This window comes from Paraburkholderia sp. BL9I2N2, assembly GCF_004339745.1.
Lineage (GTDB): Bacteria > Pseudomonadota > Gammaproteobacteria > Burkholderiales > Burkholderiaceae > Paraburkholderia.
In genome coordinates, this window is record NZ_SMGP01000003.1 from 117,803 (window position 1) to 135,648 (window position 17,846).

Sequence of the window (17,846 nt, forward strand, 5' to 3'; positions counted from 1 at the left end):
GCAACGTTCTTTCCGTTTTCTCCGAAGCACACACCGCGAGCGCACCGCAGCTCATATCGGGACAACTTCCATGACCAACACCGGCGATGTGGTTTCAATCACGCGCTCAAGTCCCAAACCTGAACCCTGGAGCAGTTTTTCGAATTCAGCTCCTGTACGCTCCCGCGCGGTACCGAACATGGCCATCATCTGCGTGTCGATCAGATAACCGCTCGGCCGTCCGATCGCCGGGTCGGGCTCGAGGATCTGCTCCACGATCAGTAAGCGCGCGCTTCGGGTCATTGCGGCACGGCAGTTGCGAAGAATTCGAATGCAATCTTCGTCGGACCAGGTCTCATAAGCTGCCACTAGAAGTCCGATAGGAATCGATATTTTCGGCTACTGGCATCCCGCCGTCATCAAAGGGCGGGCGTACCAACCCCGCTGATGGCGATGATCCGACTCGACTCCATCACGCGATCGTTCACACCTTAACCGTCTGAAACTACGTCTCGGACAGCGACAGCAACTAGGCGTCAGCCAATACGATCTCGAACGACAGCATCGCATGGCAGAAGCCTATGGACCTCGTCGAGCTCTTTCGCGTGATGAGCTCCCCATTCGATCAGAGAATCCAGGATGGGCCGCAGGCTTGCGCCAAGCGGGGTGAGCAGGTATTCGATCCCTTGACTGTCCCCAGCGCTGGGCTGCCGGCTCACCACTCCGTGTTCCTCTAGCGCTCGCAGCTGCTCGATCAACACCTTCTGCGAGATGCCGGCAATGCGCTTCTCCAGCTCGCACGTGCGTTGTGGGCCATCCAGCAGCACATAGAGGATGACCGCCTTCCAGCGCCCTGAAAGGACGGCTAGCGCTCGCTCGCCCGGCAAGCCCGGTAGCTTGTTGATGATCTTCATTTGCTAACCACTGACCAAACGGTGTGTAGAGGGGGCGACTACCGAAAAGTAAGCTTTCGATTGTAACCAATCGAAGGAAGACATATGGCCAACCTGTTCGAATCTCAAGTCCTTGCCGGCATCGTTCCGCTGAAGAATCGCATTGTCCTGGCGCCCATGACTCGCACGCGGACGTCCGATCGCGATGTCCCCAATGAACTGATGGGTACCTATTATGGGCAGCGGGCCGGTGCCGGCCTGATCGTGACCGAGGCCACCGACGTTGCACCATCCAGCAAAGGCTACGCCTTGACGCCCGGCATCTACACAGAAGCCCAGCGGCAGGGCTGGCGTTGGGTGACCGATGAAGTTCACCGGCATGACGGTACGATATTTTTGCAGATATGGCATGTCGGCAGGATGGCGCATCCGTCGATCATGCCGAATGGCGAGCCCCCTTGGGGGGTAACCGGGGAACGGGCTGAGCATTCCGATGTGTTTGCCCACGACGCCGATGGCAAGTTGGGCTTCATTCGTGCAGGCACGCCAAGGCGCCTCAGCACCGATGAAGTGTCGGCTTTGGTCGGCACCTTTTCCCAGGCCTTCGCCAACGCCCGGCAGGCCGGTTTCGATGGTGTCGAAATCCACGGAGCCAACGGTTATCTGTTCGACCAGTTCATGAACTCGGCGCTCAACACCCGTGACGACCGCTACGGAGGCAGCAATGTCGAGGATCGCACGCGATTTCTGATGGAAGTCGTTGAAGCGGCGGTGCGTGAATTGGGTCCGGGGCGCGTCGGTGTTCGGTTGTCTCCGTTCGGCAAGTACAACTCCATGCCGGCGGACCCTCTTGCCGAGGAAACCCTGCTGTACGTGGCAGAGCAATTGGGTCGCCGCGGGGTCGCCTACATGCATCTGGTCTACCAGCTCATGCCTGCGGGAAACATGGAGAGCAGCGAGTTCAAGGAACGGCACATCGACCACGTTTTGCTCGCCAAGGTTCGCGCCGCTTTTCCCGGCGCGATCATCTGGTGCGGCGGCTTCACGAACCGCGAGAGCGCTCAGGCTGCGCTCGACACCGGGCTAGTGGACCTGATCGCCTTCGGCAGACCCTACATCGCAAACCCGGACCTGGCGGAGCGGCTCAAGCATGGCTGGCCGCTAGCCGAAGCCGACCCATCGACCTTCTATACCCGCCGCGGTGAAGTGGGCTACACGGACTTCCCCGCCTATTCGGTCGAGCGCGCGGAAAGTCGTTGAAGTGCGGGGTCCCAGCCTTGGCAGAGGAGCCCGGCGTGGGCTTCGATGCAGGAGTCGTGATCGCAACAAACGAATTCAATCGAGTCTCTGGGTTTGGAACAGCTTCGTAACCCACGCACATGAGAGAACAGAATGGCTACACCCGCAGCGTCAACTGAAATAGACGTATCAACAAAACTCCCAGTATTGGGATTACTTGCATTGGCCACAGCCTGCTTCATTGGAATGATGACCGAGGCAATGCCGGCCGGATTGTTGCCGCAGATTGGCGCGGATTTGAATGTTTCGGAAGCGCTGACTGGGCAGCTCGTCACTGCCTATGCGATTGGCTCGATAATCGCAGCTATCCCCTTGACGGCCATGACACGCGGATGGCGTAGAAGGTCAGTGCTGCTGCTGGCCATCGGTGGCTTCTTCGTGCTGAATACTGTGACGGCCCTGTCGACGAACTACGCGATTACGCTCGCAGCACGGTTCTTCGCTGGGGTCTTCGCTGGCCTGCTTTGGGCTCTTGTTGCGGGTCACGCCAGTCGCATGGCCCCCGAACATCTGCGCGGCCGCGCCATCGCGATAGCGATGGTAGGCGCACCAATCGCACTGTCGCTTGGTATCCCGCTCAGCACCGTCCTCGGACAGGCTGTTGGCTGGCGCTCCGCCTTTGGCGTCATGAGCGCCCTGACAGTTCTGTTGCTGGCGTGGGTACGCTTTGGCGTACCCGACTTTCCGGGCCTCGCCGCAAGTCGCCACCTGTCCATCAGCAAAGTGTTTGGCATTCCGGGTGTGAAGCCTGTGCTGATCGTCACGCTCGCGTATGCGATGTCCCACAACGTCATCTATACCTACATCTCGCCGTTCCTCGCCTCGTCAGGCATGTCGGGCAACGTGCAAACAGCATTGTTCGTCTTCGGCGTGAGTGCTCTCGTCGGCATCTGGATTATCGGCGTCCTCGTTGACCAGTGGCTGCGAGAACTCGTCCTTGCTAGCGTCGCTATGTTCTGCTTCGCCTCCGCAGCAATGTTCATCTGGCAAGAGTCTCCTTTCGTAATCTATGCGAGCATCGCAGCGTGGGGGCTTAGCTTCGGCGGTGCCGGAACGCTGTATCAGAATGCATCCGCAAATGCTGCTGGCGAGGCGGCTGATGTCGCACAGTCGATATTCGTCACTTGCTGGAATATAGCAATTGCAGGCGGCGGCCTGGTCGGTGGCGCGATGCTTACGACGCTTGGCGCTCGTTACCTGCCTGGCGTGATTGCTCTTCTGCTCGTGCCGACATTTCTGGTGGTCTGGTTCGGTCGCCGCCACGCCTTTCCGGCAAAGTGACGAACCTGGAAACGCTATCTGGGGTGGCGCAAACGTTCGAACGTCTGCATGAAGGCATGGATTAACGTCCCAATGTGGCCGACTTCCGCCCTACGAGCGATCGGCCGTAGCCAACCCTTCCCGAACGCTCGACAACCAGTGGGCGTATTTCTCTTTTCGGAGGTGCGATGCTCATTCGAGGCGCTGGCGCCTGACTTTCTTCTCTTTGTACAGTGGCCTTCTTCCGGTGACTGGACTAAGGCAAAATAAACGCGGAAGTCACGCGCGACCGGCGGTATCGCACCGCTCGCGTTGCGCCAATCGGACGCGTGGAGATGCGCTATGGAAAACCTCTTGAGAAACTGCTCGACGCTTGCCGCGTTGACGCTCCTGCTGACTGGATATGCCGCCGCCGGCGTGCCACATCTGAGCCCAACGGAGTGCCGTGACCTGGCCGCGATTAGAAGCAACGCGCCTCGGACGAAGTCGCAACACCAAAGCGAGCTTTCGGCCCTGAGGAAAGCGGGCTACAACCCATCACCTTGGCACAACGACCCACACTACCCAGCGAATCTACACGCGGCGCAGCGCCAGGTCGACCATTGGTTCGAAGCGGAATGCAAGCAGTCACATCCCAAGTGAGAGGCCCCCGGAGCCACTACGGACCTCCTCGGACTTAGCGCGCAGCGCTGATCTCTTGCAGCGTGGGCTGCACGTTGTTTTGCGAGGAGAAAAGTTGAGCACGCTTGGTGAGGAACCGGAAGCGAATTCAAAGGGGCCCCTCGTTGGCGGGGCCTTGAGCTACGAAACACCGTGTTTCTGTTAGTACGTCACAGAAGCCCCACTGCCAGTAAAACTGTGCTGGGTAGGAGCGTCATTTGCATAGTCTGAAACGGCCTGGATGATGTTCACGATCTGTTGCGGCAACCTGCCGCCGCTGACGGCGGTCATTGCAGTACGATCCATCTCAACGGCTACGGGGAGGTCTTTGATTGCCAGCGTGTTCATTTCGATTCTCCAAGGGGAAATTAGTCAGTCAGGAATGTCAGAGCCTGTTTTGAGGGTGTCGCCACTCCTCGATGAGGTTCAACGCAAAGTGCGTGCCAAAACGGTGGCGTCGCGGTAAGCGATCACACAACTAGTTGAAAATATTGGAATTTTAATGACGATCAGTGCAAATTGATAGAGAGACGTGCGCGCTGCGGCTGGTGGGTCGGATCCAACTCTCCGTCTGGCGCTGTGGGTTAGATCGCAACACATGCGGTCCGCCTACGTATTCCGTGTTTGTACGATGTCCTCAAGACTTGGAATCCGATCGAAGCCTGACGACAATGGGTCTGTCGCGGACAGTCTCGCTTTCCTGCTGGACTGCTATGACCACCATAGTGCTGTGGCCTACGATGGCGAAACTGCGCCCAGACTCCTTCGTACCGGGCTTTTGAAATCACTTTCCTTGACGAGAACCTGCCCGACATAAAAGGCAGTGCTGTCGCATGGTCGCTGAGGGAAACGCCGATTCGCTCCGCGGCTTTCCTCGTTTCAATGACGACAGACGCTTTGTCTATTTGCAGAAGCCGTTCTCCTGCGAGCCACTCATGCAGGTCATCGAACACGCTCGCTGCCGCAGCGATGCGAATACTCGCCAAGCCGCCTAGACCAACTGTTGTCGACGGAAGCGCACACAACCCATAGTCGGAGGTTCAACGGCAAGCCTCTTGGGCCTGATTGAATTTCGCGCGTCTGTCGCATCGCACTCGCGCGATGCGCACTCGACGCCGGTATCCCGCGATTTCACACGCGGCTCAGGCGAGCTCTTCCAGATCGCTGGCTGACTCTTCACCCACTGCGTGCACCGATCGCTCGATGACGTGAAGCTTCGGTGTACGGTCGATCACCAGTCCGAGCACGTCGGGACGGCTGTAGTGACCACGCGAGTCCATCATGCGTTTGCGCTTGTCGATCTGCCAGAAATCCAGATCTGCGATGATCTCTCCCTCTCCTTGACGCAGCGGCGCGCCACCCATGTACTCGCCGTCCGGCGAAACAATGGCGGTGAAACAGCCGCTGGAGATCGGGCCAATCTGGGTTGTATTGGTATCCTGCAGAATCTGCTGTTGCTGTTCGGGCGTCAGCCAGGCGGTCGCGTTGACCACAAAGGCACCCGCCTCCAGCGCATGCTGGCGGATGTTCACGGAGATTTGCTCCGAGAAAAGATCACCGGCGAACGAACCCGGATACATGGCCGAATGGATTTCCTCACCATCTGCCATCAGCGCGTAACGTGCGAGCGGGTTGTAGTGCTCCCAGCAGGCCAACTGGCCGACGCGGCCCACGGCGGTATCGATTGCTCGCAGGCCTGAGCCGTCGCCCATTCCCCAGACCATTCGCTCGTGATAAGTCGGCGACAGCTTCCGGCGCCGCTGCACGAGCGTGCCGTCGGCATCGAACAGCAGTTGCGTGTTGTAGATCGTGCCGCCATCGCGTTCATTGACGCCAATCGACACCACCATTCCGGCCTGGCGTGCGGCCTCGCCGATTGCGCGAGTCGCGTCCGAGGGGACAGTCACCGCCTGCTCGAGCAGCTTGTAATGCTCGGCACCCATTGCAAATGGCGATTCGATGAACGAGAAGTACGGATAATAGGGAACTACGGTCTCAGGGAACGTCGCGAACTGGACGCCCTGCTTGCCGAGCTCCAGAATTTTTCTGACGACTTTATCGACGGTGCCGTCCCGGCTATAGAGGACAGGCGCGATCTGAACGGCTGCGGCGCGGATGATTTTCGACATGATGGTGTTCCTTTCGCTGGCTGCGAGGCGGATGAGAGAAGTGCTTGTACCTTAACGTCGCAGGCCGCTACGATGTATGTCGTTGTTGCCACCATTCATGACATCCGTCGCTCGCGCGCAGAAAGCTCGCAGCTCGGAATCATTAGTTGCTATTTGGGAATTCGACCCATACGGCGCTCATTCACAGCACGTTCATGTTGCGAACGGCAGGATCAGACATGCACCGGATTGGCTTCATAGTGCCGAGAAGATTTCAGATGATGAGCCTCGCGGCCCTTACGGTATTCGAGATCGCGAACATGCCGCCGAGAGGCCAGTGCTACGACGTCCATCTCCTGTCTGAACACGGTGGTCCTGTTGTATCTTCGGGTGGAATGACACTGGAAACCGAGGCGTTTGGCGACCCGGCATTCGACACGGTCATCGTCGGCTCAATCACTGAAATGAAAATGCCCGCTTCCGATGCTCCCGTAGTTGCATTCGTGAAAGAGGCTGCCAAGGCATCCAGACGGATAGCCTCGATCTGCAGTGGCGCATTTGTCCTTGCCGAGGCGGGACTCCTGGATGGCAGACGCGCAACCATGCATTGGGCACACGCATCCGAATTCAGAGCGCGATTCCCGAAAGTCCGCACAGAAGAAGACCGGATATTTGTCAACGACGGTCCAGTCTGGACTTCGGCGGGAATGACGGCCGGCATCGACCTCGGCCTGGCGTTGCTCGATAACGACCTCGGCCCCGACGCCGCAAAAATGGTTGCCCGAATTCTCGTCATGAATCAGCGTCGGCTTGGTGGTCAGATGCAGCATTCCGCGTTACTGGACATGACGCCGAAATCCGATCGGATCGAATTGGTCCTCGCGCATATTCGCCGTAACCTGCGCAATCCGCTCACCATTGAGGAGCTCGCGGACGTCGCAAACCTCAGCCCTCGCCAGTTCAGCCGCGCCTTCGTCGCCGAGACCGGTCAGTCGCCGGCCAAAGCTGTGGAACAGCTTCGCCTGGAAGCAGCCAGATTCATGATTGAGCACGGCCGCCACACGATTAACGTGGTGGCGCAGGAAACGGGTTTCTCGGATCGGGAACGTATGCGGCGTGCGTTCCTCCGAACGTTTGGTGTACCTGCCGATGTCCTGCGTAGGAGCGCCCGCGCGGCACCGGCCGCCGGCAACTGACGTCGCCTGGCGCAGCGACCCTGGCCCACGCGCACGGCTCACCCAAAGGCGGCCGGTGGACGAGCGAAGCAGACGGTCGGATGTCAGCGTCGCAGCGATGGCGAACGGCGCAAACTCTCCGCCCGCTGCCCCATGCGTGAGGGGCAGTTTCCCGTGGCACGTAAAGCGGTGATCTGCGGCAGACGACCCGGAGCGCCCAGCCATCGCTACAAAAAGCAGACACGTGACGCACTTGATCAGTTCGGAGTTGCTCCATTGCCGCTATCCATGTGCGCATTTCAAGTACCTGCAGCACAGATTTGCCCGCGCCGCCTAGTGGCGAGGACCTCAACCGCGGAGCGCCACAGTAGCCACAACGAGAGCCGAGAAGATCAGCGCCGGGGCGAGATGCCGGAACGGCTCCCGATTTCTTAGCAACGTGAAGAGCGCGCCAAGCATGATCGCGCCGGCGAGCGTTAGGCCCAAAACTCTGGTTTGTTGTCCAAGAAGAAGTGCTGCACTGAGCAACTCGAGCGCGCCACAGAGCAACTGAAACCAAGCCGGGTAACCCCAGCGTGCGAAGTCGCGCTTCACCGCGCCGCGTCGTGCGAGATTGACGACCCCAGCAACGGCGAACAGAACCGCTACGATCACCGCGAGAATCGATTCGAAAGATGCAGTGTTTAACGCCATGGTCATGCTCCGTTGCTTTGCTGAAAGTGCTTCTGTAAAGAGAGGTCCGCAATCAAGCCGCGGCCGTGGGGTTCCCACGCAAGAACTCGCCGGGCATGCTGGCCGCTTACCGTCTGGTCGAGCGCCAGTGCGTCAGCAAATGGCCCAAGCGATTTGCGAGCATCGTCGAGCGGCCAAAATTCGACGCGGTCGGCGCCGACCGAGGCACGAATCGCTTCGCCCATTTCGGCAATGGCAACGGCATCTTCCGCGACCACGTTGAAGATCTGTCCCGCGACTCGACCGTCCCCGCTTGCCGCCCGCTCCACCGCGCTCAGGTAGGCCGTGGCGAGATCATCGACGTGAACGGCAGGCCAGTGGTTGCGACCATCGCCGACGAACCTCACACTGCCGGTCTGACGGACCATGCCGGCAAGCATGCCGAAGATGCCGCCGCCGTGGCCGTGCACCATGGCCGGCCTGAGGATCACTGCAGCAATCGAGCGGCGTGCCGCTAGCGCCAGCACCTGTTGCTCCACTGCGGGCCGCCACGCGATGAGTGGTGTCGGATTCAGCGCCGATGCTTCAGTCGCGGGCTCCCCCTCTGTATTGCCGTAGACCCAGGTGCCCGACGTATAGACAAACGCCGCGCCCGGATGCAGATGCGAAAGCATCGCTACAGCCGCGGCCTCGTCAGCAGCAGCGGCGGAAGCATCGTTGGTCGACGCCATGTGCACCACGCCATCAGCGGCACCGGCAGTCGCAGCGAAAGACTGTGGCTCGCGCAAGTCGCCGCCATGCAGTTTCACGCCGAGACGTGTCAGCGCGCTGGCGGCCGCCGAGCCGTCCTCGCGCACCAGCGCCGTCACCTGATGGCCGAGGCTGATTGCCTTGCGCGCGACCGCTTGCCCGATGAAGCCCGTACCACCTGTGATGAATAGTTCCATAGCGTTCTCCTCGATGATTGCCTGCGAAGTTGAAAAGTCATACAAACGAGACTCATCAGTCTCGTTTTGACAAATCTAAACGAGACTACCCAGTCTTGTCAACTACTCGGCGATCTGTTATTTATCTCGCATGGACACTTCTTCTATCCCCGGCCTGAGCCCGCTGCAAAGCCGCAAGCGGTCTGCAATCCTCGACGGCGCGAAAACCGTTTTCTTACGCGAGGGTTTCGGCCTGGCAACGATGGACGATGTCGCCGCGGCCGCTGGCGTCGGCAAACAGACGGTCTACCGCCACTTCAAGTCGAAGGAGGCGCTCTTCGTTGGTCTGGTGAGTTCGATGTGCGCTCAGGTGGGTGGACTTCTTGCCAGCGCTCGGGACGAGCAATCCGATGGATCACCCGAAGTCGAGTTGCGCGAGTTGGGATGGGTGTTGGCACGAAGCCTTATTACGCCGGATAATCTGCGGCTTTACCGGGCCATCGTTGCTGAGGCCGAGCGTCTTCCGGCACTCGGCCAGGTGTTTTTCGAGAATGGTGCAAAGGTCGTGCGTGCCTTCGCCGCCAATATTCTGCGAGAGCGATTTGACGAATCGACTGCTGCAATGCGGGCAGCGACATTCGTTCAGTTGGTGCTTGGCGACGCGTATCTGGAGTTGTCAATTGGCTACACGGTGCCCGATGTCGAAGCACGCTTTGCGCTGCAGATTGACGAGGCGGTAGCGGCTGCACTTCGCTAAGCACCGGCGCATAAGATGTCGAGCCGCTGCATGCGGAACGCAACAGCGTGTAGCGCGGGAAGCAAGACAGCGGGTGTCCGATTCCGAACCCAGTCGCGCACCGGTTTCCGTACGATCCGGGCGCGTTTCCAAAATTGTGAGTGTCGTTTTGTGGCCGGTCACTGCCTGCCGCCGATCGACGACACGCGACCCACTCCTGCCTGTCACACGCTCCGCTAGTCAAAGGCTGCTATCGGAGAAGGCCGGACATCGAAACCACATCGAACAACCTGTCGGAGCCTGCCCACGGATGCCGACACGCTGATCATCGCCGTCTCTCGCCTACGAAAACTATTAGAGCACCGACACCATACCGTCATTGTTGCTCCCTATATTCGTCAGTCGCCCGATCCTGACAATTACCGAACGACAGGTTACGGGCATGCAACAAGACATCCTTGAGCTTCCACGAGCGGGGTCTCGGCAGGCAGCCGTCTTAACGGGCGATATCGAGCATGGAGCGCGAACGATGCATGCGGTCGATCGTGACAAGCCATGCGGGTTCGCCGAGCGATCGGCTGCAGTGAACGCTATCGAAGGTTTCGACGATCAGCCAAACAAGAAGGAGCACCTGCACGTGAATTCCCGCCGCAAATTTCTCCAGAGTACCGCCACGGCCGGCCTGTCGGCTGCCGCGCTCAGCGTATTTCCACCCAGCATCCGTCGTGCGCTCGCGATTCCCGCGCATCATGAGAGCGGCACGATCAAGGACGTCAAGCACGTCGTGATCCTGATGATGGAAAACCGCGCGTTCGACCACTACTTCGGCACCTATAAGGGTGTGCGCGGATACGGCGATCGCTTCACGATTCCGCTACCGAACGGCCGCAACGTGTGGCAGCAGATCGATGCCAACGGCAACGTGGACCTGCCATACCATCTGGATGAGACCAAAGGCAATGCGCAGCGCGTGACCGGCACGCCGCATAGCTGGGTCGACACGCAAAACGCATGGGATGGCGGCCGCATGGCTGCATGGCCGGTGTCCAAGCAGGACCAGACAATGGGCTACTTCGACACGGCTGAAATCCCGTTCCAGCGAGCGCTGGCCGAAGCGTTCACCATCTGTGACGACTACCACTGCGCGTTCCTTGGCGGCACGCACCCGAATCGCATCATCCATTCCACCGGCACGAATGGTCCTGCGTATGGCAAAACCTTCGTGAACAACTTCAGCGGCGACTTTGACGTCACCACATCGGCATCCGCCTACTTCGACTGGAAGACCACCGCCGAGCGCCTGGAAGAGGCCGGTGTGACCTGGAAGGTGTATCAGAACATCAAGAACACCTTCGGCTGCAACCCGCTGCTCGGCTTCAAGCAGTACCGCCGGGCCAACGAGGCGCTGCCGTCGGCGCGTCAGGTCAGCACGTCGCTGAGCCAGGCCGCCGAGCCGGTCTACAATCCGACCGATGCCGTGGCCCAGCCGCTGATCAAGGGCTACGCGAACACACTGCCGACCACGGACACCGACCCGAACACCAACGGCACCTTCGTCGAGGCTTTCGCCGATGATGTGAGAAACGGCCGTCTGCCGGAAGTCTCGTGGGTCGTTCCGACCGACGTCTACTCCGAGCACCCGGGGCCTTCGAGCCCGGTGCAGGGCGCGTGGTTCGTGCAGCAATTTCTCGATGCGTTGACCGCCGTGCCCGAGGTATGGAGCAAGACCGTCCTGCTCGTCAACTTTGACGAGAACGACGGCTTCTTCGACCACGTGCCCCCGGCCGCTGTCCCGTCGCCGAACGGTGACGGCACCTACGCCGGAAAGACCACGCTGGGCAGCGCCGACCTGGGCGTCGAATACTTCACACATCCGTACGTGACCCGCGCCGACACAGGCGCGACGCCTAACAGCCAGCCGAGCGGGCCGGACGGCAAGCCGTACGGCCCGGGTCCGCGCGTGCCGCTGTGGGTGATTTCGCCGTGGAGCCGCGGCGGCTGGGTCAATTCGCAGACGTTCGATCACACTTCGGTGCTGCGCTTCCTCGAAGCCCGCTTCGGCATCAAGGAAAGCAACATCTCGACGTACCGCCGGCTGATCAACGGCGACCTGACTTCGGCCTTCAACTTCGCGACGCCGAACAACGAGCCGCTGCCGACCATCGCGGGCGAGAAGAGCAAGGCCGACGCCGATGCGTTGCGCGCCACGCAGCAGGCGCTGGGCCAGATCGTGCCGGACGCCAGCCGGGGTATGCCGAAGCAGGCTAACGGCTTCCGTCCGTCGCGTGCGCTGCCGTACGAACTGCATGCCAGCGCTCATGTGGACGCGAGCACCGGTACCGTAAAACTGCTGTTCGCCAATACCGGTCGCCAAGGTGCTGTGTTCCACGTCTATGACAAGTTGCACCTGGACCGCCTGCCGAAGCGTTACGCAGTCGAGCCGGGCAAGACGCTGGACGACATGTGGGCGCCGGGCTCCACGGACTTCGGCAAGTACGACCTGTGGGTACTCGGCCCGAACGGCTACCATCGCGAATTCAGGGGCGACCTCACCGCGCTGAAGGGGCACAGAACCGCCAATCTGGAAGTTCGTGTGGGTTACGGCTCCCTAACCGGCAACCTGCACCTGCAACTGCGCAACGAAGGTGCCGGTCTCGCACAGTTCACAGTGAAGTCCAACAAGGTCTACGGTGCGCTGCAGGCTTTCCCAGGTCTGCCGAGTCCGGTTTTTGGCCAAGGTCCTTTGGGCTTCGCTGGTTTCCCGGTGCCGGGCTTCGGCGCATGGCCGGAGCCTGCCCCGTTCTCCCGGAATGATCGCCTCGACCCTGGTCACACCTGGGCGGTAAGCACCAGCGGCGCGTTCCCGGTCGCGCTCTTCTGGAACCTCGCCCAGACCGGCTTCTGGTATGACTTCGAGATCACCAGCAGCACAGACCGCAGCTTCTTGCGTCGCATCGCCGGGCGTATCGAAACCGGCCGTCACTCGGTGACCGACCCTGCGATGGGGATGATCGACAGCTTCTGATCGAAGACGAGAGGCACCGGGCATTAGCTCAGTGCCTCTCGTGCAATGAAGGTCTCAGTGCATATGCTCACGGCTACCGCTCCTCGCCCGAACGGTTTGGATCAGGCGCTCCCGCACTTTCCATGGTGCTTGATCTCTGGGATACGGTGAATATCGGCTCGGCGATTCGAATTCTTTTAATGCGCCACTAACCAGGTCCAATCCGTAAGTCTCACATTGATCGATACCCGGATGCATCGAGCGTTTGGACCGCACGCACGATGGCTCAGGGACGAACTCCGTATCGCCAGCGGCGGCATGCGGTGCCACAGGGAGCCCCACACTGAACGCAAACGGCGGATGGTGCATCATGCCTGAAACTCGCAAGCTGGCGATCGGCGCGATGCGCCCCAATTGGGCCCTTCGACCGGGCGGGAATTCAACGGCCGCCTGCGAAGTACATCGGTCGTTTCGCCACCCACAACAGCCGCACGGTTGGATGAGCTGGTAGATTCGTAATCGCGATACCAGCCGCGTGCGCGCTGCACGCGGACTTGGGCAAGGCGGCGATGGCAATCGCTTTCGGCGAGGCTCGGACCATTAAGGCGCAACCTTTCTGGGCGCTGCCGGCGCTGGCGATTGAGAAGCCTGCCGTACGGGATATCATGGACTATTGCGTCACCGCGTTGCTATTTTCCGGAGTGGTGTTCACCTCGGGCCTGTATCTCTTCCAATCGCTTGCGGACGGAGGCGCAACACATGGATACTCACGAACTTGTCACCCGGCCGACACAGCCTGTCCGCCGCCCGGTGCTGGTCTGGGACGCGCCGGTGCGACTGTTTCACTGGCTGGTGGTCGTGCTGGTCACGGCGGCCTATGTCACCTTGAAACTAAACTGGATCGACTGGCACGTCCGGGTCGGCGAGACGCTGCTCGCGTTGGTTATTTCCCGGCTGCTGTGGGGCTGCTTTGGCAGTGAGACCGCGCGCTTTCGCAGTTTCGTGGCGTCGCCCGCAGCAGCAGTTCGTCATTTGCACCACCTGTTTCGCCGCGATCCGGATGTGCAGGTGGGCCACAATGCGGCCGGCGGCTGGATGGTCCTGCTGCTGCTCGCGTTGCTGCTGGTCGAGACGCTGAGCGGGCTCTATGTCAACAACGACATCGCCGACGAAGGGCCGTTGAGCGAAGTCGTGCCCGCTTGGCTCGCCAACGCGATCTCGACGCTGCACGGGCTTGTTTGGGACGTGCTGCTCGCCGCGGTGGCGCTGCACGTGCTCGTGATCGCTCTCTACGCGGTAGCGAAGGGACACAACCTGCTGCGCCCGATGCTAACGGGATACAAGCTGTTGCCCTCGTCTATCGATGCGCCGCGGCAGACGCCAGCGCTGCTGGCGCTGCTGCCGCTCGGCGTCGGCGCTGCCGTGGTGATGCTGCTCGCGGCTTATCTCTGAGCGATCTCAGGATGCCGCTTCAGTGGTCGCGTCAGTTGCTCTTCGGCGGCACCACCTGGCCGCGGATCTCGCCGTTCGGATTGGTTTTGGTGTGAACGTTGATGTACATGTCACCCGCTTCGAACATCTTGGCATCGTCCGGGGATAGCGTGGCCTGACCGCTGATCGGGCTCGTCATCTCCATGTTGCCTTTCTGGGAGAGCCACACCTTCACGCCAGCGTTTTTGCCGGCGGGGGCGGGCCCGTGGAAATGTGCCATGGTGGCCTGACTCGACAATCCGCCGAAGCTGATGTTCCAGGTTACGACCCGCGTGCCTGAGTCGTACGTGAGGTTGGCGGTGCCGCTGCCCGGAGTCTGCACCGGCGGAACCTGTTGAGCGCCCGTCAACGGCACTTCAAATGAGACCGGCGCCGCTTGCGCCAAGGTCAGCGTACCTGCCACGGCCAGGCCACCCAACACCATGAAAGCGCACTGCGAGATGGATCGTGACATTTTGTTTTCTCCTTTAGGAACCAGCGAACGCGCGATGCTGCAGATAGTATAAATCGACCCGCTGCGGAGGTTGAACCACGTGCTACCGCAGCGGGCAGGTCATTCGTCCGACCGACGATCGACTACATCGGCGGAGCGACTCCATCCTTTTCGACCACCACGCGCTGCGCGACAAATGCACCCTGCGACGCGGCCGTCGCGACCACAAACACCTTCTTGCCCGCGGTCAGGTCGGTGCGTGCGGCCGGCGTGAAAGTCACGATGGGTACGTTAGGCGGTACGGTTACCTCATTGTTCCCGCCTTTGTACGACAGCTTCAGATTCCGGCCGCTGGTACCCTGAACCACCGTGTCGACGTTCGCATTTGTCATCGTGCTGTTCGGACCGAGGTCCCATGCGTAGTGACCTTCACCCGAGCCGCGCGCGGATTCGGGGAAGACGACCAATTCGGTGGCCGTCAACTTTCCGTCGGTGCCCGTCGTTGCGGCCGTGCCGACGAAGGTGCCCGGCTTGATGTCCGAAAGCTGCATGGCCTTGACCGCCGATACGGTAACGGTCGGTTTGAGCTCGATCGACACAGTGTCGCCGCTACGACGATGCACCTTCAGGACGTCGCCGTCGAGCGAGACAATATCGCCGCGGATACGCGACGGTTTGGCGGCGGGCGTCTGAGCGAGCACGACACTGGCAAAAGCCAGCGTGGCGAGGGTGACGCCAAGTTTCAAGCGGATAGACATGGATGCTCCATAAAGGACTGTTGAGTTTCGAGAGTGGACTAGTGCACATCAGGAACCGCCGAACCAGTTATAGCCCTGGTTCTCCCAGTAACCACCGGGATATTCGTTCGTCACACTGATTGCGACGATATGCTTCGGATTCTTGTAGCCGAGCTTGGTCGGCATACGCAACTTCATCGGGAAGCCGTATTTCGGCGGCAGCACCTCGCCGTCGTATGTGAGTGTGAGCAGCGTCTGGGCATGCAACGCGGTTGGCATGTCGATGCTGGTCCAGTAGTTGTCCGCACAGTGCAGTGACACGTACTTCGCCGTGAGGTCCGCGCCCGAACGCTTCAGGAAACTGGAGAAGCGCACGCCGCCCCATCGGCCGATCGCACTCCATCCTTCAATGCAGATATGACGCGTAATCTGGCTTTCCTGCGGCATTGCGCGCAGTTCATCGAGCGTCCAGACGCGTTTGCCAGTCGCAAGACCACCCACCTGGAGCCGGTAGGTAGCGGCGTCGACTTCGGGCACATCGTCGACCTCGTAGAACGCGTTGAACGGAAACGGTCGCGTGATCATCGACTCAGGATAGGTCGGGGCCATCTCGTTCGGATTGAACAACAGGGCTTGCACCTCGTCGTTGAAGAACGACATTCTGCGCAGCATGGTGTTCACCGACTTGTCATTGGTCAGATCGCAGCCGGACAGCAAAGCTAAGCCGCCGAGCGTGAGAACTCGCTTGCCAAGCAGCCGGCGGGCCGGATTTTTCAGTTCGTTGCGCGCATCCTTGATGATGGATTCAGCGTGAGACCGAAGAAACGTATCAGGCTCCACAGCCTTTTTTCGAAAACTCATGGTCACCGTCCGCGAATCATCAGAAGCAGCGAGCGCGGCACCAGTGCGACCATGACGACATGCACGACGAAGAACGCAACCAGCACGCTCATTGCAACGAAATGCACGACACGCGCATTGTCGTACCCGCCCATCAGCATGCGCAGCAGCGGGAACTGCACCGACTTCCATATCGCCAGCCCCGACAGGATCACGAGCGCGATATCGACGATGGCGACCAGATAGGCGAATTTCTGTACCGCGTTGTAGCGTGTGAGGTCCTCATGCGCGAGCGTGCCGCGCAGCGCGGCGACGAGATCGGTTGCAAGCGACTTGAAGCTGACCGGCAGCAGTTTCCGGCGCAGACGTCCCGAAGCGATATTCAGCCCGACGTAGATGAGGAAATTCGCGACCAGCATCCACATGATCGCAAAATGCCATTGCAAGGCCCCGCCGAGCCAGCCGCCCAATGTGATGGCGGAAGGAAACTGTAAAGCTGGAAAGATCGGCGAGGCGTCATAGATCTGCCACCCGCTTGTCACCATCAATACGACAGCGAGCGCATTAATCCAGTGTGTGATGCGGACCCAGGCAGGTTGAATCGTTGTGTGAATCAAGGCGATCTCGTGATTGATGAGGTAGCACACGGTCGGCACTGCTGGCCGGCCGCGACCAGGGTGCGTCGCCATACGTAAACATGGCCAGCGCGCAACTATTCCATTGCGCGACAAATAATTTTTCTTACAAGCGGCCGCATGCGTGGCATTGCGGCCGAGAGCGCCAATTGGTCCATGTTTCGAAGGCAAGTGACTCGCACCAGGCAAGAATCAGGTCACAGCCCGCTGAACCGGCCTAAGACGCAACGAGTGCGATCGTCGGGGAAGGTCCGTTACATAGGGGCGGAGCCGACGTTCGAACGACCCGGCGACGAGCCTGCGTGGACAGCCCGTCTACCTCTGGTCCGGCACGCAAGACCAGGTCGTCAATCCGCTTGAGATGGTCGCCGAGTCCGGCATCAACGAATGGGCCGATACGAACAAACTGGTCGTCGTGTATCCCGACACGATTGCGTCGTCTGCGCTAGGGCCGACGAACCCGCATGCATGCTTTGACTGGTGGGGTTACTCCAATCAATACGGCCCGAACTACGCGCTCAAGAAGGGCTTGCAGATGTCGGTGCTTTACGCGATGGTGCAGCGCGTGCCTAGCCGGCCGTAGGGCCGTCGTGGCACGGTTCCAATCGGTCGCAACGAGATTTGTGCGGCTGGATCGAACAACCGGAAACGGTCATTCCCTCCGGCCACTGTATCGCTGCGCCAGAGCCAGCCGATAGTACGGACCGTACACACGAGCGGCGCCGTGCTTCGCAACTGCGCGACCCGATTCGTACTCTCCAGGCAACCCTCCTTGCTGCTCCTTAACTCGCGCGCCTTGTCCTTTCGCCCAGGGAGCGGGCGGAGAAAGCCTTGCTTTTGGCGGCATCAGATCAGTGATCGGTGTCGCATTTGCGGATATTGCCCTTGCCCCTACAGGCGTCACACGCGCCGCCAGGACTGCTTCGAACTGTCCCGGAAGAACAAGGAGCAGCCGTCGGTTTACGGCCCCGCCCGAGTGTGCAAGTATCGGTGCCGAG

18 protein-coding genes and 1 pseudogene are annotated in these 17,846 nt (G+C 60.3%); 9 read left to right on the forward strand and 10 right to left on the reverse strand.

Annotation, left to right across the window (positions count from 1 at the left end):
- Positions 1-51: 51 nt before the first annotated feature.
- On the reverse strand, positions 52-348 hold the full coding sequence (locus B0G74_RS31260; protein WP_207915739.1) for a methyltransferase: 297 nt from the start codon (positions 346-348) through the stop codon (positions 52-54).
- A 167-nt stretch (positions 349-515) separates the two neighbouring features.
- A complete protein-coding gene (locus B0G74_RS31265) occupies positions 516-893 on the reverse strand; it encodes a helix-turn-helix domain-containing protein (protein ID WP_132379694.1) in 378 nt (125 codons plus the stop codon).
- Between the two features lie 84 nt (positions 894-977).
- Between B0G74_RS31265 and B0G74_RS31270 the strand changes: the two genes are divergently transcribed.
- The 3 genes from B0G74_RS31270 to B0G74_RS31280 all read left to right on the forward strand — a co-directional run bounded on the left by B0G74_RS31270 (position 978) and on the right by B0G74_RS31280 (position 4,073).
- Positions 978-2,132, forward strand: coding sequence for an alkene reductase (locus B0G74_RS31270; protein ID WP_132379696.1), 1,155 nt, complete (start codon positions 978-980; stop codon positions 2,130-2,132).
- 132 nt (positions 2,133-2,264) lie between these two features.
- Positions 2,265-3,452, forward strand: coding sequence for an MFS transporter (locus B0G74_RS31275; protein WP_132379698.1), 1,188 nt, complete (start codon positions 2,265-2,267; stop codon positions 3,450-3,452).
- A gap of 321 nt (positions 3,453-3,773) precedes the next feature.
- Positions 3,774-4,073, forward strand: a complete 300-nt coding sequence (locus B0G74_RS31280; protein ID WP_132379700.1) for a DUF4148 domain-containing protein — start codon at positions 3,774-3,776, stop codon at positions 4,071-4,073.
- A 180-nt stretch (positions 4,074-4,253) separates the two neighbouring features.
- On the opposite strand, the gene B0G74_RS31285 is transcribed toward B0G74_RS31280, so the two are convergent.
- Both B0G74_RS31285 and B0G74_RS31295 read right to left on the reverse strand, forming a co-directional pair.
- Positions 4,254-4,439 (reverse strand): hypothetical protein, encoded by a 186-nt coding sequence (locus B0G74_RS31285; RefSeq protein WP_132379702.1) that lies wholly within the window; start codon positions 4,437-4,439, stop codon positions 4,254-4,256.
- A 794-nt stretch (positions 4,440-5,233) separates the two neighbouring features.
- Positions 5,234-6,220 (reverse strand): nitrilase-related carbon-nitrogen hydrolase, encoded by a 987-nt coding sequence (locus tag B0G74_RS31295; protein WP_132379704.1) that lies wholly within the window; start codon positions 6,218-6,220, stop codon positions 5,234-5,236.
- Positions 6,221-6,438: 218 nt separating this feature from the next.
- Here B0G74_RS31295 and B0G74_RS31300 point away from each other — a divergent pair, with 218 nt between their 5' ends.
- Positions 6,439-7,395 (forward strand): GlxA family transcriptional regulator, encoded by a 957-nt coding sequence (locus B0G74_RS31300; RefSeq protein WP_132379706.1) that lies wholly within the window; start codon positions 6,439-6,441, stop codon positions 7,393-7,395.
- Between the two features lie 327 nt (positions 7,396-7,722).
- Here the strand turns inward: B0G74_RS31300 and B0G74_RS31305 are convergent, their stop codons facing one another.
- Positions 7,723-8,067 (reverse strand): DoxX family protein, encoded by a 345-nt coding sequence (locus tag B0G74_RS31305; protein WP_132379708.1) that lies wholly within the window; start codon positions 8,065-8,067, stop codon positions 7,723-7,725.
- A gap of 2 nt (positions 8,068-8,069) precedes the next feature.
- Positions 8,070-8,993, reverse strand: coding sequence for an NAD-dependent epimerase/dehydratase family protein (locus tag B0G74_RS31310; protein WP_132379710.1), 924 nt, complete (start codon positions 8,991-8,993; stop codon positions 8,070-8,072).
- Between the two features lie 130 nt (positions 8,994-9,123).
- Between B0G74_RS31310 and B0G74_RS31315 the strand changes: the two genes are divergently transcribed.
- From B0G74_RS31315 to B0G74_RS31330, 4 genes and pseudogenes are all read left to right on the forward strand, one after another.
- Entirely contained in the window at positions 9,124-9,729 is a 606-nt protein-coding gene (locus B0G74_RS31315; protein ID WP_132379712.1) for a TetR/AcrR family transcriptional regulator, read from the forward strand.
- 616 nt (positions 9,730-10,345) lie between these two features.
- Positions 10,346-12,733, forward strand: a complete 2,388-nt coding sequence (locus tag B0G74_RS31320) for a phospholipase C, phosphocholine-specific (protein ID WP_132381208.1) — start codon at positions 10,346-10,348, stop codon at positions 12,731-12,733.
- 503 nt (positions 12,734-13,236) lie between these two features.
- Positions 13,237-13,443: pseudogene (locus tag B0G74_RS47525) on the forward strand (TIGR00366 family protein); the annotation flags it as partial.
- A gap of 28 nt (positions 13,444-13,471) precedes the next feature.
- The gene (locus B0G74_RS31330) at positions 13,472-14,164 is read left to right on the forward strand and encodes a cytochrome b/b6 domain-containing protein (RefSeq protein WP_132379714.1); all 693 of its coding nucleotides are present in this window, start codon (positions 13,472-13,474) and stop codon (positions 14,162-14,164) included.
- Positions 14,165-14,195: 31 nt separating this feature from the next.
- Here B0G74_RS31330 and B0G74_RS31335 read toward each other — a convergent pair whose 3' ends face one another.
- From B0G74_RS31335 to B0G74_RS31350, 4 genes are all read right to left on the reverse strand, one after another.
- Positions 14,196-14,657: a CHRD domain-containing protein gene (locus tag B0G74_RS31335; RefSeq protein WP_132379716.1), complete on the reverse strand. Its 462-nt coding sequence runs from the start codon at positions 14,655-14,657 to the stop codon at positions 14,196-14,198.
- Between the two features lie 122 nt (positions 14,658-14,779).
- Positions 14,780-15,394: a hypothetical protein gene (locus tag B0G74_RS31340; protein ID WP_132379718.1), complete on the reverse strand. Its 615-nt coding sequence runs from the start codon at positions 15,392-15,394 to the stop codon at positions 14,780-14,782.
- 48 nt (positions 15,395-15,442) lie between these two features.
- Positions 15,443-16,234, reverse strand: a complete 792-nt coding sequence (locus tag B0G74_RS31345; protein WP_132379720.1) for a molybdopterin-dependent oxidoreductase — start codon at positions 16,232-16,234, stop codon at positions 15,443-15,445.
- 2 nt (positions 16,235-16,236) lie between these two features.
- Positions 16,237-16,830 carry a cytochrome b/b6 domain-containing protein gene (locus B0G74_RS31350; RefSeq protein ID WP_243658397.1) on the reverse strand — a complete coding sequence of 198 codons (594 nt, stop codon included), beginning with the start codon at positions 16,828-16,830 and terminating at the stop codon, positions 16,237-16,239.
- 379 nt (positions 16,831-17,209) lie between these two features.
- Between B0G74_RS31350 and B0G74_RS31355 the strand changes: the two genes are divergently transcribed.
- The gene (locus B0G74_RS31355; protein WP_243658398.1) at positions 17,210-17,431 is read left to right on the forward strand and encodes a hypothetical protein; all 222 of its coding nucleotides are present in this window, start codon (positions 17,210-17,212) and stop codon (positions 17,429-17,431) included.
- Positions 17,432-17,846: the final 415 nt, after the last annotated feature.